The sequence below is a fragment of the Tenacibaculum geojense genome (genome assembly GCF_042676005.1).
Taxonomy (GTDB): Bacteria; Bacteroidota; Bacteroidia; order Flavobacteriales; family Flavobacteriaceae; genus Polaribacter; species Polaribacter geojense.
The window spans coordinates 60,869-77,784 of record NZ_JBHTJR010000050.1; the positions used below are offsets into that span (position 1 = coordinate 60,869).

The window sequence follows — 16,916 nt, forward strand, 5'->3', positions numbered from 1 at the left end:
AAATACTGCGAATGCTCACCTTAGAGTTTTTTAATAGTTATACCGATGTAATTCTTCGATAAACGGTATTAATGTTTCGATAAACAAAAAAGGAACTCTTTCGAGTTCCTTAAATAATATAATCTTACTTTACTGTATTAGTTTTTGTTTTCTTTTTTTTCTTTAGATGCTTTATTCCAAACTTTAATTTCATCGTCAGCAGTTACCCCTTCTAACACCTCAATATTAACTCCGTCTGAAATTCCTAATTCTAATTCTTTCTTTTCAAAATCTTCACCGTTTTTAACCTCAACATAAGGCTTTTCTGTTTTTTTGTCAAAACGTAATAATGCTTCTTTAATAGCTAAAACACTATCTTTTTTCTCTAAAACAATATCTGCATTGGCAGAGTAACCTGCTCTAATAAAATAGTTATCATCAAGAGTTACATCTGCTTTAATTTTAAACTGAACAGCCCCTCCTTCTTCAGTACCTTTAGGTGCTATAAAGTTTAATTTTGCTGGGAACTTTTTGTTTTCTATGGCTCCTAAAGAAACCTGTAAATCTGTTCCTTTAACAAGTTTTCCAACTTCTGATTCATCTACCTTACCTTCAAAGATCATTTTATTCATGTCTGCAATGGTAGCAATAGTAGTACCTGCGTTAAAACTATTGGCTTGAATTACTTGATATCCTTTTTTAACAGGAATTTCTACAACCATTCCTGATGCAGTTGCTCTAATATTGGTATTCGCTTCAGAAGAACCTGCAGAACCTTTTTTAATTATTTGATAATCGTTTTGTGCATTTTGCAAATCAGTTTTAGCTTGATTGTATGACAATTCTGATGCTTCAAACTGTTGGCTAGAAATTACTCCATTTTCAAATAATGCTTTATTTCTTTCAAACTGAGTTTTTGCATTTTCTAATTGTACTTTAACAGAGTTAATTCTACCACGTGCACTTTGTAAAGATTGCTCATTTGGTACTACTCTAATGGTAGCTAATAAATCACCTGCTTTTACTATTTGCCCTTCTTCTGCAATAACTTTATCTACAATACCTGCAATTTGAGGTTTAATTTCAACTTCTTCTAAAGGAACAACTTTACCTGTTGCTACTGTTTTTTTAACGATGGTTGTTTTAAATGGTTTTTCTGTATCGTAAGCAATTACGTTTTTCTTGTTTTTCTTGGCAAACCAAATTAATACTGCTCCAAACAGAACAGCTACAACTATTAATATAATTTTTGCTCTTTTACTCATTGTATTTATTTATAAAGTCTGATTAATCTATTTTTATTCTTCTCTTAATGCTTCTATTGGTTTTATTAAAGTAGCCATGTAAGCAGGAATTAATCCTATTAATGTTCCTAAAACTACTAATATAAAAAAGGCTAATAGCACTATTGGTATATTTACTGTTGGATTTAATAATGTAGGATCTGGACCTGAACCAAATAACGTATCAATTAAAAACAAAACGGCTCCTCCCAATACAATACCTATCATTCCAGCAACAGTTGTTAAGAATACCGATTCTAATACTACTTGCTTTCGTATTTCTATAGGAGTGGCACCCAAAGCTCTTCGTATTCCAATTTCTTTAGTTCGTTCTTTTACGGTTATTAATAATATATTACCAATAGCAAAAACACCTGCTATTAATGTTGCTATACCTACAAACCAAGTTAAAAACTGCATTCCTGTTAAAAAGCCCGTTACTTTACCAATTTCTTTCCCCATATTAAAACTTCCAAAAGCACGGTTATCTTCAGGGTGTACTTTATGTAAATTTTTAAGTGCTAATTTTAAATCACTTTCAAACTGGTTAATATCTACTCCGTCATGTGCCGTAACCATCATCCAATTAATTCTGTTTCCTCGGTTATAAACTTGCTGAAACGTTGTAAATGGTATGTAAGAGTCATCTCCAAAGTTAATATTGCCTTTTTTATAAACTCCAACAACCTTGTAATTTACATTATTGATGATAACGTATTGACCAATTGGATATTCATCTTTTTCATACAATTGCTTGTACATTTCTTCATCAATAACAATTACTTTAGATTTGTTTTCTATGTCATTGTCATTAATAAATCTACCGTAGATTAAATCCTTTTTTTGAACTTGATCTAAAACAGGGTAATCACCACTAACATTGTAATTACCTGACTTAAAACCTTTAATAACATTTCCACTTGTTTGACTTCGCGGTGCTAAATACTTAATTTCTTCAAATTCTTCTTTCAATATTCGAATGTCATCAGTGGTAATTTGGACCATTTTCCCCTTTTGAAATCCTTTAAAAGGTTTTTCTGTTCGTTGTGACCAGATAAAAACACTGTTTGTAGCAAAATCTCCAAAAATATTTTTGAAATTGTTTTCCATTCCACGCGCAGCACCTAAAAGAACTACTAATAGAAAAATTCCCCAAAGTACACCAATAATAGTAATAATAGTACGTAGCTTATTCTTTCGAATTCCTCCGTAAATTTCTTGCCAGGTGTCTGAATCAAATATAAATTTTAACATAATTAATCGGCTCTTAATGCTACAATAGGTTTAATTTGGGCTGCTCTTTTTGCTGGTAGATATCCAGCAATTAATCCGGCTAATATCAATGTAATTGTAGCGCCTATAACTAAGCCTGTACTTACACTTGGATTGTAAATAAAATAATCTTCTAAACCATCTCCTATTTGATCTAAAATAAAGGTCCCTATTAACAAACCAATATATCCTGAAATTCCCGTAACCAATAAAGATTCTCTAACAACCATTGAAATTATTGATGAAGGCTTTGCTCCTAATGCTTTACGAATTCCTAATTCTTTTGTTCTTTCTTTAATAGAAAAAATCATGATGTTACTAATTCCTATAACTCCAGCTATTAAAGTTCCTGAACCAACCAAAATTACTATCCAAAATAAAGCCCCCGTTAATTGTCCAACTCCTTTATTTGCTTCCGCCATATTTTGAATAGACAACGCACTTTGATCATCTGGGTGTATGTCTAATTGCTGGCGTAAATCTCTTTCTAATCGATTTCCAAAGGCAATCGCCTGATCTAAGTTTAGATTAGGGTTGTAACCAATATTAATTTGACTGATATAATCATTGTTACCATATAATTGTTGTGCAGTTGAAACGGGCATGTAAGTTAGCCGCTCTTCATTATCTCCTCCATCATCAGAGAAAATACCAATTACTTTATAAGATATTCCGTTAACATTTACTTGTTTCCCTAGCGCAGGTCTTTCACCAAATAAATCTGATTTTACCAATCTACCGATAACAATAACTTTTGATTTCTGCTGAATATCTAGCTCATTAATATACCTACCTTCATCAATCATTGTTTTTTCTAAAAATTGATGATCTGGATGTACGGCTCGTAAACTATAATTATCTTGTTTATTTTTATATGCTATGTTTACATTTTTATAAATACGTGCTGTTAAATATTGAATTTTAGTATCGTATTTATCAGCTACGTAATCATAATCTTTATTTTTTAGCTGTATTTGCCTTCCTGTTTGTAATCCTTTGTAAGGTTTTGTTGTTTTCCATACTCTTACAAACATTGAGTTATTAGCATCATCTACAAAAGCTTGTGTAAAAAAGTTTTGTAAACCATTTACAACACCAAATAATAGGGTGAATAAAAGAATAGCAAAAGCTACAGTAAACCCAGATAAAACGGAACGTAACTTGTTTTTATTTATACTTTGAAATATTTCTCTCCAAGAATCTAAGTCAAACATAACTATACTTTTAATGTTGCTTTTTCTTTACCAGACGCAGTTAGCTCATCACTAATAATAACACCATCTTTTAATCGAACTATTCTATTTGTTTGTTCAGCTACCTCTTCTTCGTGAGTAATTACAAAAACTGTCATACCTTCATCGTTAATTCCTTTCAACAAATCCATTACAGAATCTGTTGTTTTTGAATCTAAAGCACCTGTAGGTTCATCAGCTAATATAACTTTAGGTCTAGTTGCTAAAGCTCTTGCAATGGCAACACGTTGTTTTTGACCACCAGATAACTCATTTGGTAAATGATTTGCCCACGGACCTAATTCAACTTTTTCTAAGTATTCTTGTGCAATTTTTAAACGTTCTTTTCTTCCCATACCTTTGTAATACAAAGGCAATGCTACGTTTTCTAATGCTGTTTTGTAAGAAATTAAATTGAAAGATTGAAAAACAAATCCTAAAAATTTGTTTCTTAAAATGGCTGCTTTTTTTTCATTTAAATTATGAATTAACTGACCATTTAAAAAGTAATTCCCTTCATCATGAGTATCTAATAAACCAACAATATTTAATAATGTAGATTTACCTGAACCAGATGACCCCATAATAGAAACAAATTCCCCTTCTTTAATATGTAAATCTAACCCTTTAAGTACATGTAGTGAATCTTTACCTATTGGGTATGATTTGTGTAAGTTTTCTATTTTAATCATTTAGTTAGTTAATTTTAGACTAAGATAGTTATTGATTTCTACAGATTTAATTAAAATCATTATAAATCGATAAACAATCTTACACACAAGACGCTGCTTTTTGAAATTTGTTACAAAAACTTATTGTATTTTTGAATAAAATTTTACCGAATCGTTTGAAATGACCGATTTTCCTACTGAAAAAAAAATAATTTTGTTTGATGGTGTTTGTAATTTATGCAATAACGCAGTGCAAACAGTTATTAAATATGACACAAAAAATCAGTATGTATTTACTTCACTTCAATCTGAAACCGGGAAACAAATTTTACAGCATTTAAAAATAGATACAGAAAAAGTAGACTCTATTATTTTATACATTCCAAGTATTGCTTATTACATAAAATCATCTGCTGCCATTAAAATTATGAATAGTTTTTCTGGTGCTTGGAAATTAACTCATGCTTTATGGATATTTCCTACAAGTTTTAGAGATTTTATTTATGATTTTATTGCTAAAAACAGGTACAAATGGTTTGGTAAAAAAAAAGAATGTATGTTACCAACTCCTAATTTAAAATCTAAATTTTTACCCTAAATATGATTGCTAATTTACAATGTGTAATTTTTGACATGGATGGTGTTATAATAGATTCTGAAGAATTACACAAAAAAGCTTATTATGAAGTTTTTAATGAATTAAACTTAGATGTAAGTCCTGATTTGTACAAATCTTTAACAGGCTCTTCTACCATTAATGCTTTTCAAAAATTAGTGCAACATTTTAACATTGATGAAAACCCCGAGGAATTAGTTTTAAACAAAAGAAGTCGTTATGTAACTTATTTTGAATCGGATCCAAATTTAAAATTGATTGATGGTGTTGAAGATATTATTCAATACTTTTATAAAACTGGTAAAACACTTGTATTAGCGTCTTCATCTTCAATGGTGAATATTGATAGAGTTTTTAATCGTTTTAACTTAAATCAATATTTTAAAGCTAAAATTAGTGGAGCAGATTTAAAAGCTTCCAAACCTCATCCAGAAATTTTTGAAAAAGCAGCTGAATTGGGTGAACATCAAAGAGAAAACTGTATTGTTATTGAAGACTCTGACAATGGAATTAAAGCAGCGAACGACGCTGGAATTTTTGTAGTAGCATACAACAATCCTGTTGTTACAAACCAAACGCTAGCTAATGCAGACATGGTAATTGATAGCTACTCTGAACTTAAAATTTATTAACAGGAAGCCTATCTGTACTTCCCCATTCTGTCCAAGAGCCATCATAAATAGAAAATTCAGTATATAAGCCTGCTACTTTAGTAGCTAATGCTAAAATACAAGCTGTTACACCAGACCCACAAGTAAAAATGTAAGGTAATTCTTGCGGATTAATTGTTTTAAAAATAACAATCAACTGATCTTTATCTAACAATGTCCCGTCTGGTTTTAATAAAGTTGTATAAGGTATATTTTTAGATGATGGAATATGACCGCTTCGTAACCCTGGTCTAGGCTCTGCTTTTTGGCCAGAAAAACGATCAGTAGGACGAGCATCAACAATACAAACACTTTCATTAATTGCTTTTTCAACATCTGCTGTAAAAGCAACTAAATTACTATTGTATTTTACGGTAAAATTTCCTAAATCTTTAGCTTTATTAACACTTGATACTGTTGGATAACCATCTTTTTTCCATTTGGGCAACCCTCCATCTAAAACAGCTATATTTTTGAAACCACATAATGTAAATAACCACCACACTCTTGCGGCAGAGTATAATCCCCAAGCATCATAAACAACAATAGCACTGTTATTGTTTATTCCTAATTTTCTAACTTTAGCTTCAAAATCTTTTTCAGGTAATAACGTATTTGGAAATTGAGAAGATAAATCTGAAAATTCATTTTTAATATCAAAAAAAAGAGCATTTGGAATATGCTCTTTTTTTATTTTATCTATACTTGTAGCTTTTGGCAATGTTGCATCTAAAATAACTAAATTGTTAGACTCTATATGTTTATTCAACCAATTTGTATCAACTAATGGAGTATTAATTACTAATTTAGACACCATAGACTTCATATTATTTTACTTTTTTATAATGATCATCCCACTCTTTAGATTGTGGATTATCTTTTAATTTTCCTACAGATTTTGCTACCAACATAGATACCGTTGCATCTCCAGTAACATTAATAGTTGTTCGTAACATATCCAAAGGCCTATCTACCGCAAAAATTAGAGCCAATGCTACAGGGTATAATTCTTTAGGAAAACCAATAGATTCTAATACAATTACTAGCATAACCATTCCTGCACCTGGAACAGCAGCGCTACCTATAGATGCTAAAAGAGCCGTTAATACAATGGATATTTGATTAGAAAAACTTAATCCTTCTGGCCATAAAACTTGCATTGCAAATACTGCTGCTACTGCTTGATATAAACTTGTACCATCCATATTAATTGTTGCCCCTACAGGTAATACAAAACTAGACACCTCTTTATCTACACCAATATGCTCCTCTACTCTCTCAATAGTAACTGGTAAAGTTGCTGCACTTGAACTAGTAGAAAAAGCTAATAATTGAGCCGGACTTAATTGTTTTAAAAACCAAATAGGATTCTTTTTGGTAAAAATACTTACTAATAAACAGTAAAAAGCAACCATTAATAACAATCCTAACACAACTGTACCTACATACTTTAATAAAGCTAATAATATGTCTGGATCACCAGAAGTAACCACTACATTTGCTAATAGAGCAAATACTGCATAAGGTGATATTAACATTATTAAATCTACCATTTTTAAAACAACGTCGTTTAAGCTATCAAAAAACTTTTTAAGAGGTTTTGCGCTTTTCTCACCTATTAACAACATAGATATTCCAAAAAATATAGTAAAAAAGATTACTTGTAACATTGCTGTATTATCACTCATTGCTTTTAAAGCGTTATCAGGAACCATGTCTACTAAAAACTTTAATGGTCCACTTTGAGTTTGTTTAGAAGCCTCTGCTACTTTAGAAGTAACTCCAGAACTTTTTGCATACGTATTTGTTAATTTATCTACAGTTTCTGATGAAATTCCATCACCAGGTTGTAAAATATTTACTAATAACAACCCTAAAGTAATAGCTACAATTGTAGTTCCTATGTAAATTAAAATGGTTCTTACACCAATGTTTTTAAACTTAGATATATCTTTTAAGTCAGAAATACCTTTAATTAATGAAGCAACAATTAGCGGTACAGCTATTAATTTTAATAAATTTACAAATATGGTACCTAGTGGTTTAATCCAATTAGTTACAAAACTTTCCCAACCAAGTTGCAAGGCTATAAAACCAAATAATAAACCTGCAACCATACCTAATAATATCTGTATGTGTAGTGCTAATTTCTTCATGAAATAATTTTAAATTTAAAAGATCGAGCGTAAAGATAGAAAATCAATATGAAATGTTGATAATTTTCAAGAATTAGAAAATTGAAAATAGCTGTGACTTTATTTTTGTATATTGGGTCTTAATATTGAATAACATTTAATAATCTACAAAAAATCAAGAAAATGGAAGGAATTTTAGACTTACTAAACAGCCCAATGGGACAAACTATTGTTAACGGTATAGCTGGTTCTACTGGTCAAGATAGTAATAAAACTGGAAGTGTTTTAACCATGGCGTTACCTGTTTTAATGAAAGCGATGCAACGTAATGCAGCTACTCCAGAAGGTGCTGAAGGTTTAATGGGAGCTTTAAACAAACATGATGGCGGTATTTTAGACAATTTAGGTGATTTATTTGGTGGCGGTGTAAATGCTGATGTTGTGAATGATGGAGATAAAATTTTAGGTCATGTTTTAGGAGCTAAAAAACAAGGCGTTCAACAAGTAATTGGTCAAAAAGCTGGAATGGATGCTGGTGCTGTTGGTGATATTTTAAAAGTTGCTGCTCCTATTTTAATGGGCGTTTTAGGGAAACAAACTCGTCAAAGCAATGTAAATGGTGCTGGTGATTTAGGAGGTTTACTAGGTGGATTATTAGGCGGCAATAGCGCTTCTCAAGATCAAAGCTTTTTAGAGAAAATTTTAGATGCAGACGGTGACGGTAGTGTTATTGATGATGTAGCAGGTATGGTTTTGAATAGTGGTTCTAAAAAGTCTGGAGGTTTATTAGGTGGCTTATTAGGTGGTCTTTTTGGTAAAAAATAAATTCCATTAACATAATAAATTTAAAAGGGTAAACTTTTGTTTGCCCTTTTTCTTTTCGATATTTTTGTTACATGGAAAAATTAAAACAAAAGTGGGGCTTAACCTCAAATTGGGACCTTACTGCAGTACTTATTGTATTTGCTATTAACGGCTCGTTTTCTGCTTGGGTGGCGAAACCAATTACAGCTTTTTTTGGATTATCTCCTGAAACAATGAATCCATGGTTATATTATCCATTACGAATACTCCTTGTTTTTCCTATATATCAAACTACGCTTCCAATTGTAGGTTGGTTATTTGGTAAGTTTAACTTTTTTTGGGAATTTGAAAAGAAGTTTTTAAAATTAATAGGTTTAGGTTTTCTATTTAAAAAATAAAAACACGCCAACAAAGCGTGTTTTATAATTGATATTGTTGTTTTATTAAATTTCTATTGTTCTCTTTACTTTTTCTGCTGTATCACTACTAAAAACATAGGTGTATATCCACATAATTGTAAATGTTGGAATTACATCTAAAAACGGCATTGCTTCTTCAATAAATGAAAAAACAGCTGCAATTTTACCTTTTTTACCTTTATACATTTTAGTCATTAAATAAGCGGATGCTGGCGCCCAAACTACATCTAAAAATGGAATAAAACCAATAGCATCAAACAATAAACTTAATATTAATTTTTTATATTTTTCTTCTACATTCATATTAATTAGGATATTTGTAACTAACAATAATCAAAATCTACGCCAAAAATTAAGTATTTTAGCTATACTATAAAAATTACTTATAATTTATGAATTTTTCTGAATTTACAGCACATATTTCAACGTTAACTAACACAAAATTAGGGGGCAGAGTCTCTCAATTTAAGTTAGTACCTGAATTACGCATTAAAATTTCTGAAGAAAAAATAAAAGCAGCCAACCCAAGAGAGGCATCTGTTTTAGCTCTTTTTTATCCAGATGCTCACAAACAAACTCGTTTTCTTTTAACTCAAAGAGCTAGTTATAATGGTACACATTCTGCTCAAATTAGCTTTCCTGGTGGTAAAACAGAACCTAATGAGACTTTGAAAGAAACGGCCTTACGTGAAGCAGAAGAAGAAATTGGTTTAAGGAATAATAACGTTACTATTATTAGATCTTTATCTCCTACATATATACCTCCGAGTAATTTTATGGTTACACCTTTTATGGGCTTTTCTGAAACAAGACCTAAATTCAAACCAAATCATGAGGTTTCAGAACTTATAGAAGTTCTTGCAGAAGATTTAATTAACGATAGTAACTTATCATCAGTATCCATGAAAACATCGTATATGGATAAAATTGATGTGCCTTGTTTTACGTTTAATTCTCACATTGTTTGGGGAGCAACTGCTATGATTCTATCAGAAATTAAAGACCTGCTTAAGGAAGTACATTAAACTTTTTGTACTTTTGTTTAACATAAACCAAATACATATGCCTTTATTTAAAAGGAACCCATTCGGTCATTATTTATTTTTAAAAAGAATTATAATTCAGGTTATGGGATTGATTTCTCATAGCAGATATCGTAGTTTCAACAACTTACAAATTGAAGGTTCTGACATAATTCGACAATTACCTGACCAAAACGTACTTTTTATTTCAAATCATCAAACTTATTTTGCAGATGTTGCTGCTATGTTTCATGTGTTTAATGCCTCATTAAAAGGAAGAGATGATAATATTAAAAATGTAGGCTATTTATGGAAACCAAAATTAAACATCTATTTTGTTGCTGCTGGTGAGACTATGCGATCTGGCTTTTTACCAAGATTGTTTGCTTATGCAGGTTCAGTTTCTGTTGAAAGAACCTGGAGAAGTGCTGGTCAAGATGTTAACCGACAAGTAAAAATGAGTGATATTTCTAATATTGGTAAAGCTTTGGATGATGGTTGGGTAATAACCTTTCCGCAAGGCACCACTACGCCATTTAAACCTATTAGAAGAGGAACTGCTCATATTATTAAAACATACAAACCATTAGTAGTTCCCATTGTAATTGATGGTTTTAGAAGATCTTTTGATAAGAAAGGATTAATGATTAAAAAACGTAACGTTTTACAATCTATGGTTATAAAAGAACCGTTAGAGATTGACTACGATAACGAGTCTGTTGCAGATATTGTTGAAAAAATAGAATATGCAATTGAACAACATCCTTCATTTTTAAAAGTATTAACTCCAGAGCAATTAGCAGAACAGGAAGAGTTTATTGAAAGTAGAAGCTTTTGGGGACCAGATAATAAAAAGAAAGAAAAAAACAAATCATATTAATTATGGCGCAAGAAAATTCAATACTAAATAAAAAGTCTTTAGAATTTTTAGAAAAATACCTAAACAATGCAGCTCCAACTGGTTATGAGTGGGAAGGGCAAAAAATATGGATGGACTATTTAAAGCCATATGTTGATACTTTTATAACAGATACATATGGATCTGCGGTAGGAGTTATCAATCCGGACGCTCCTTACAAAGTAGTTATAGAGGGGCACGCTGATGAAATTTCATGGTACGTAAATTACATTTCTGATAATGGACTAATTTATGTTATCAGAAATGGTGGTAGCGATCACCAAATAGCACCTAGTAAAGTAGTTAACATTCATACTAAAAATGGTATTGTTAAAGGTGTATTTGGCTGGCCAGCTATACACACAAGAAACAGGGCTAAAGAAGAAGCACCAAAACCAGATAACATTTTTATTGATGTAGGTTGTGCTACAAAAGAAGAAGTTGAAGAATTAGGAGTTCATGTTGGATGCGTGATAACCTACCCTGATGAATTTCATGTTTTAAATGAAAATAAGTTTGTTTGTAGAGCCTTAGATAACAGAATGGGTGGTTTTATGATTGCTGAAGTAGCTCGTTTGTTAAAAGAAAATAACAAAGAATTACCTTTTGGTTTATACATAACTAACTCTGTACAAGAAGAAATAGGTTTGCGAGGAGCACAAATGATTACAGAAACTATAAAACCTAATGTTGCCATAGTTACTGATGTTACTCATGACACTACTACCCCAATGATTAATATGAAAAAATCTGGACATTTAGAAATTGGAAAAGGTCCTGTAGTAGCCTACGCTCCAGCTGTTCAACAAAAGCTACGTGATTTAATTACAGAAACTGCTGAAGAAAAAGAAATTCCATTCCAACGCTCAGCTTTATCTAGAGCAACTGGAACAGATACAGATGCTTTTGCTTACAGTAATGGCGGTGTCGCTTCTGCTTTAATATCATTACCTTTACGTTACATGCATACTACTGTAGAAATGGTTCATCGTGAAGACGTTGAAAATGTTATTAAAATGATTTACGAAACATTATTAAAAATTAAAGAAGGAGAAACATTCTCTTACTTTGAATAAAAATACTTCAACGTCATTACTCTTATGGTAATGACGTTTTTTTATAAATGGACGAACTTATTGATATTCTAGACGAGCATGGAAACTTTACTGGAGAAACCTGCTTAAAATCTATTGCTCATAAATTTGGATACTTTCATCCTACCATTCACATTTGGTTATACACTAAAAACCATCAAGTTTTACTTCAAAAAAGAGCGTTAACTAAAAAAGTTTTCCCTGGTTTATGGGATATTTCTGTAGCCGGCCATATTGCTGCTGGAGAACAAATTGAAAAAGCTGCCATTAGAGAAATTTTTGAAGAAATTGGTTATAAAATAACAACCAATGATCTACATAAAATTGGAACAAGAAAGCATATGGTAAAACATAATAATGGAATTATTGATAATGAATTTCACCATGTTTATATTGCTGAACTTACTCAAAACATTTCTTCCCTAGTAATTCAAGAAGAAGAAGTTGAAGCTATTAAACTATTCGATTTATCTATTTTACTTGAAACAGAAAAACATACCAATGTTTTATTACCTCAATTTAAAAATTATTATCAATCTGTTTACAATAAAATAATGCAACACCTAAGCTAAGTACATATTAATTAAATATTTAGTTGTAAATTTAAGTTCATAATAGTACATAAATAACAACTATATGCTAACTAAAGAAGAGAAATCTGTACTTAGAAGTCGTTTATTTAAACATTTAGACGGAATAGTAACTTGTCCTGCTGCTTACGAATTATATAAACATGGAGTTACAGAGTATTTATTAACTCATGAAAAAGCACAATTAAAAGATCTCGCTCTTCATTTTAAAGCTAATGATGGGTATTTAAATGTAGCGCTAAGAACACTGTGTTCGCAAGGTTGGTTAACTCAAAAAGTAGATAACAAAAATAATACAGTACATTTTAGCATCAATCAAAATTCTGCTAAAGCCTTTAAGTTTTTTCCTATTTATGAAGAAGCAGCTTTATTATTAAAGTTTTCGGAAAACTATAGCAGTCGCAAGTTTGAAGTCACGCCTTTTTTAAAACTAGAAAGTTTATATAAAAACCTACAAAATAAATTTAATGCTAGTGTAACTTCAGTTGAAGAGAATGAAATTTTACAACAAATTCTTACTCATATAGAAGGAATAATCGTTGGTCCAACTTTAGTGCTTTTAGGTATGAATGGAATGTTCCATAAATACTTTATGCAAACTAAATTTAAAGCAGAAGAATTTCATAGTGATCCCGATAATTTTTCTAGACTCCTTGATATTTTAACAGATTTAAAATGGTTTACAAAAAACAATGACTCTTATGAATTTACACATACTGGGTTGTTTTTTGCTAGAAGAGCAAGTGCTTACGGAGTAACTGTATCTTATATTCCAACGTTAAGAAAATTAGATAAGTTACTTTTTGGAAATCCTAAAATATTTACCATAAATGATGCTAATAACACCGAAATACATGTAGATAGAGAAATGAATGTTTGGGGAAGCGGAGGAGCTCACACAGCGTATTTTAAAGTTATAGATGAAATAATCATCAATCTTTTTAATAAACCTATTAATGAACAACCCAAAGGAATTATGGATGTAGGTTGCGGAAATGGAGCTTTTTTAAAACATCTCTTTAATATCATTGAAAATCAAACATTACGGGGTAAAATGCTCGAGGACTATCCATTATTATTAATTGGTGTTGATTATAATGAAGCAGCTTTAAAAATTACACGAAAAAATCTTGTACAATCAGAAATTTGGGCTAAAGTAATTTGGGGAGATATTGGAAATCCAGAAGCTTTAAGTACTGATTTAAAAAACAAATATGGAATTCAATTAAATGATTTGTTAAATGTAAGAACCTTTTTAGATCATAACAGAATTTGGGAAACTCCAAAAATAACCACTATTTTAAACACAAAAGCCAGTGGTGCTTATGCGTTTAAAGGAAAAAGACTTAATAATAATTTAGTAATCGCTTCTTTACAAGAACATTTTAACAAATGGAAACCATACATCAATAAATTCGGTTTATTATTAATTGAACTTCATACTGTAGCACCTAATTTAGTTGCAAAAAATATTGGAAAAACAGCAGCTACGGCTTATGATGCAACTCACGGATACTCTGATCAATATATAATTGAAATTGATGAATATATGAAAGCAATGGAGAATATTGGTTTGATTTCTACCGAAAATAGCTTTCGAAAGTTTCCAAATTCAGATTTAGCAACTGTGTCTATTAACTTATTTAAGCCTGTATAAAACAAAAAAACTCGAGAAATTCTCGAGTTTTTTTGTTTTAAATCTAAATTTTATTCTGATTTTTTTACAGATAAAAGATTCGTAAATAATTTATAAGCTCCTGGTACACCTGCTGGTAATTCTCTAAAAAAGCTTAAACCTGTATAAATATAATTTCCTTTGCCATATTTCGCTACTAATAAACTACCTTCTTTAGAAGTTTCGTTTTTATCATTCATAGCTAAGATTGGTGTATATTCTTTGCTCCATTTATTAGGAAAGTACAAACCTCTCTCTTGAACCCACCCATTAAAATCTTCATTAGTAATTTTATTTGGGTAATTTAAAACACTATGATCTTTAGCTAATAAGGTAACTTTAGCATTTTCATCAGTAACCCTATCTCTCGAAAGTTCTAAATTATACGGTGCTTTAACATCTACTCTTCTGCTAGTATTATATTGTACCACTAAATTACCTCCATTTTTCACATATTCTAATAAATGTTTTTGCTTAAACTGTAATTCATCTTTAGTATTATATGCTCTTATTCCAACAACTATAGCATCAAATTGACTAAGGCTAGTAGCTGTAATATTTTGGGGTAAAATTTCGGTTACTTTATAACCTATTTGTCGTAAACTTTCGGGCACGGCATCTCCAGAACCTTGAATGTAACCAATGGTACTTCCATTCTTTTTAATATCCAAGCGAACAACTTTTGCTTCTGAAGGTAATAAAACTGATTGCTTAGGGATGTGTGAATAATTAATTTGTATTAATTCTTTATCGTATTTTTTACCATCAATAGTTGCTATCGCTTTAATTTTTCCTTCAGATTGATTTCCTGGTGGAGTTACCATAAAACTAACGCTTCTTTTGTCAGCTTTTTCTTGAATATTAAAAGGAATATTTGCTGGTGATACTTCCCAACCTTTTGGAACTTCTAAACTTACTGTTCCTGTAATATTTTTAATTCCAGATCTAACATCTACTGTTACTTTCTGTGGTTTGTTGTCAGAAAAAATAACAACTTTATTGGTAAGCTTTGTTGTTACTTTTGGTAGCACTTCTAAAGGTTCATATATTTCTCCTACATCACCTTTTGAATATCGGTACACCACATCTTTTATTAATTTTACAGGTTGATTTTCAATAACAACCGTAAATTCAACCTGAAGAGGTCTTTTACTTTCTGGTGTTCCAATTAACTGCTGATTATCTACGCGGTACATTCCTAAATCCCAAGGTTTTTGCAACCAATACGGATCTGAATAGCTAGTGTTTTTAATAGCAAAACTTTCTTTAAAGACTGTTTTTTGATTTGGAGCTAAGTCCAAATCTTTCTCAATCTTTTTATGATTTTTGTAATTCACTATTTGAATTTGAATCGAAGCATTACTTCTATTCAAGGCCTCTACAGCTACAGTTACATTTTCATATGGTGTAAAATTAGCTGTATTTGCCGTTGCTTCTATATACAAACCAGCACAAGCTTCTATTATACGAGTTATTTCTTTTAACTTGATGTTTTTCCAATGTTCATCTTTTAACTCTGTAATTAATGTATAAGCTTTTAATAAAGACGGTAAATGTTTGGCTGGATTTACAAAATTAAAGTTTTCTTCAATATCGTATAAAATATCACCAATTTCTCCTCCTCCTTCTACTCTATTCCAAGTAGTATTAATTCCAGAAAATATATCCTTTTTATCTTTTGGGAAATCACCTTTTAAAAATTCAACATATTCTGGTTGACTTCCTCTAGTAGTTAACCTTCCAAATCCCTGACATAAATGTTGACTACTTGCTATTGACGCTAACTCATTATTAGATAACCCTTTTAATGGATAATAAACTCCAACATCCATAGTTAACATTTTACTTTTATCTGCTTTATCAAATGCTTCTTGACTACCATAAAACCACCAAGAGGTGTTAAAAAATAAACGTTTAGGTTGCCAAACATCCGTAAACTGTAATTGTTCTGGATATTTTGTTTTATCATTAACCAAATCAAAAGCTTCCATACTTAACATTGCTGATGAAGTATGATGCCCATGTGTTCTCCCAGGTGTTCTATGATCAAACCTATTGATAATTACATCTGGTTTAAATTTTCTAATTGCCCAAACTACATCTGCTAAAACTTTGTCTTTCTGCCAAATTTCTAACGTTTCATCTGGATGCTTAGAATATCCAAAATCATTAGCTCTCGAAAACATTTGCTGTCCTCCATCTACGCCTCTTGCTGCTAATAATTCTTGAGTTCTAATTACCCCTAAAAGCTCTCTCATTTCTGGGCCGATTAAATTTTGCCCACCATCTCCACGAGTTAATGACAAGTATGCTGTACGTGCATTTACATTATTAGCTAAATATGCAATTAAACGAGTATTTTCGTCATCTGGATGTGCCGCAATATATAATGCGGATCCTAAAAAATTAAGCTTTTGTAATTGCTCGTAAATTTGATTAGAGGTTAACTTTTGTGGCTTTTGAGCCGTTACTTTAGTAACAAAAGTTAACAACGAAAGAAAAACAAGAGTTTTTAACTTCATAATAATTTGATTGATTGTGAAACAAATGTAGTTTTTTATCAAGTTTTATAGAAT

At 30.8% G+C, this 16,916-nt stretch carries 17 protein-coding genes; 9 read left to right on the forward strand and 8 right to left on the reverse strand.

Features of this window, described 5'->3' with window-relative positions; genetic code table 11:
* Window positions 1-137 precede the first annotated feature (137 nt).
* From ACFQ1U_RS10455 to ACFQ1U_RS10470, 4 genes are read right to left on the reverse strand one after another with little or no spacing between them, the layout of a single operon-like run.
* On the reverse strand, window positions 138-1,244 hold the full coding sequence (locus ACFQ1U_RS10455) for an efflux RND transporter periplasmic adaptor subunit (protein WP_386108077.1): 1,107 nt from the start codon (window positions 1,242-1,244) through the stop codon (window positions 138-140).
* 33 nt (window positions 1,245-1,277) lie between these two features.
* A complete protein-coding gene (locus tag ACFQ1U_RS10460) occupies window positions 1,278-2,516 on the reverse strand; it encodes an ABC transporter permease (RefSeq protein ID WP_386108079.1) in 1,239 nt (412 codons plus the stop codon).
* Between the two features lie 2 nt (window positions 2,517-2,518).
* Window positions 2,519-3,748, reverse strand: a complete 1,230-nt coding sequence (locus tag ACFQ1U_RS10465) for an ABC transporter permease (RefSeq protein WP_386108081.1) — start codon at window positions 3,746-3,748, stop codon at window positions 2,519-2,521.
* 2 nt (window positions 3,749-3,750) lie between these two features.
* Window positions 3,751-4,458: an ABC transporter ATP-binding protein gene (locus ACFQ1U_RS10470; RefSeq protein WP_386108083.1), complete on the reverse strand. Its 708-nt coding sequence runs from the start codon at window positions 4,456-4,458 to the stop codon at window positions 3,751-3,753.
* A gap of 160 nt (window positions 4,459-4,618) precedes the next feature.
* On the opposite strand from ACFQ1U_RS10470, the gene ACFQ1U_RS10475 reads away from it, so the two are divergent.
* Window positions 4,619-5,035 (forward strand): thiol-disulfide oxidoreductase DCC family protein, encoded by a 417-nt coding sequence (locus ACFQ1U_RS10475; protein ID WP_386108085.1) that lies wholly within the window; start codon window positions 4,619-4,621, stop codon window positions 5,033-5,035.
* Window positions 5,036-5,037: 2 nt separating this feature from the next.
* The gene (locus ACFQ1U_RS10480; RefSeq protein WP_386108087.1) at window positions 5,038-5,685 is read left to right on the forward strand and encodes an HAD family hydrolase; all 648 of its coding nucleotides are present in this window, start codon (window positions 5,038-5,040) and stop codon (window positions 5,683-5,685) included.
* Here the strand turns inward: ACFQ1U_RS10480 and ACFQ1U_RS10485 are convergent.
* Together ACFQ1U_RS10485 and ACFQ1U_RS10490 are read right to left on the reverse strand one after the other, a co-directional pair.
* On the reverse strand, window positions 5,672-6,529 hold the full coding sequence (locus tag ACFQ1U_RS10485) for a sulfurtransferase (protein ID WP_386108089.1): 858 nt from the start codon (window positions 6,527-6,529) through the stop codon (window positions 5,672-5,674). The two genes, ACFQ1U_RS10480 and ACFQ1U_RS10485, sit on opposite strands and share 14 nt — an antisense overlap.
* Before the next feature lies 1 nt (window position 6,530).
* On the reverse strand, window positions 6,531-7,859 hold the full coding sequence (locus tag ACFQ1U_RS10490) for a dicarboxylate/amino acid:cation symporter (RefSeq protein ID WP_386108092.1): 1,329 nt from the start codon (window positions 7,857-7,859) through the stop codon (window positions 6,531-6,533).
* Between the two features lie 162 nt (window positions 7,860-8,021).
* Between ACFQ1U_RS10490 and ACFQ1U_RS10495 the strand changes: the two genes are divergently transcribed.
* Entirely contained in the window at window positions 8,022-8,663 is a 642-nt protein-coding gene (locus tag ACFQ1U_RS10495) for a DUF937 domain-containing protein (RefSeq protein WP_386108094.1), read from the forward strand.
* Window positions 8,664-8,734: 71 nt separating this feature from the next.
* Window positions 8,735-9,040, forward strand: a complete 306-nt coding sequence (locus ACFQ1U_RS10500) for a DUF6787 family protein (RefSeq protein WP_386108096.1) — start codon at window positions 8,735-8,737, stop codon at window positions 9,038-9,040.
* A 45-nt stretch (window positions 9,041-9,085) separates the two neighbouring features.
* On the opposite strand, the gene ACFQ1U_RS10505 is transcribed toward ACFQ1U_RS10500, so the two are convergent.
* Entirely contained in the window at window positions 9,086-9,364 is a 279-nt protein-coding gene (locus ACFQ1U_RS10505; protein ID WP_386108098.1) for a hypothetical protein, read from the reverse strand.
* Between the two features lie 89 nt (window positions 9,365-9,453).
* Here ACFQ1U_RS10505 and ACFQ1U_RS10510 point away from each other — a divergent pair, with 89 nt between their 5' ends.
* The 5 genes from ACFQ1U_RS10510 to ACFQ1U_RS10530 all read left to right on the forward strand — a co-directional run bounded on the left by ACFQ1U_RS10510 (window position 9,454) and on the right by ACFQ1U_RS10530 (window position 14,322).
* Window positions 9,454-10,086 (forward strand): NUDIX hydrolase, encoded by a 633-nt coding sequence (locus ACFQ1U_RS10510; protein WP_386108100.1) that lies wholly within the window; start codon window positions 9,454-9,456, stop codon window positions 10,084-10,086.
* Window positions 10,087-10,123: 37 nt separating this feature from the next.
* A complete protein-coding gene (locus tag ACFQ1U_RS10515; protein WP_386108102.1) occupies window positions 10,124-10,963 on the forward strand; it encodes a lysophospholipid acyltransferase family protein in 840 nt (279 codons plus the stop codon).
* A gap of 2 nt (window positions 10,964-10,965) precedes the next feature.
* Complete coding sequence (locus tag ACFQ1U_RS10520) at window positions 10,966-12,057, forward strand: M42 family metallopeptidase (protein ID WP_386108104.1); 1,092 nt, start codon at window positions 10,966-10,968, stop codon at window positions 12,055-12,057.
* Between the two features lie 47 nt (window positions 12,058-12,104).
* The gene (locus ACFQ1U_RS10525) at window positions 12,105-12,647 is read left to right on the forward strand and encodes an NUDIX hydrolase (RefSeq protein ID WP_386108106.1); all 543 of its coding nucleotides are present in this window, start codon (window positions 12,105-12,107) and stop codon (window positions 12,645-12,647) included.
* Between the two features lie 64 nt (window positions 12,648-12,711).
* Window positions 12,712-14,322: a class I SAM-dependent methyltransferase gene (locus tag ACFQ1U_RS10530; RefSeq protein WP_386108108.1), complete on the forward strand. Its 1,611-nt coding sequence runs from the start codon at window positions 12,712-12,714 to the stop codon at window positions 14,320-14,322.
* 50 nt (window positions 14,323-14,372) lie between these two features.
* Here the strand turns inward: ACFQ1U_RS10530 and ACFQ1U_RS10535 are convergent, their stop codons facing one another.
* Window positions 14,373-16,862: a PIG-L family deacetylase gene (locus ACFQ1U_RS10535; RefSeq protein ID WP_386108110.1), complete on the reverse strand. Its 2,490-nt coding sequence runs from the start codon at window positions 16,860-16,862 to the stop codon at window positions 14,373-14,375.
* Window positions 16,863-16,916 lie beyond the last annotated feature (54 nt).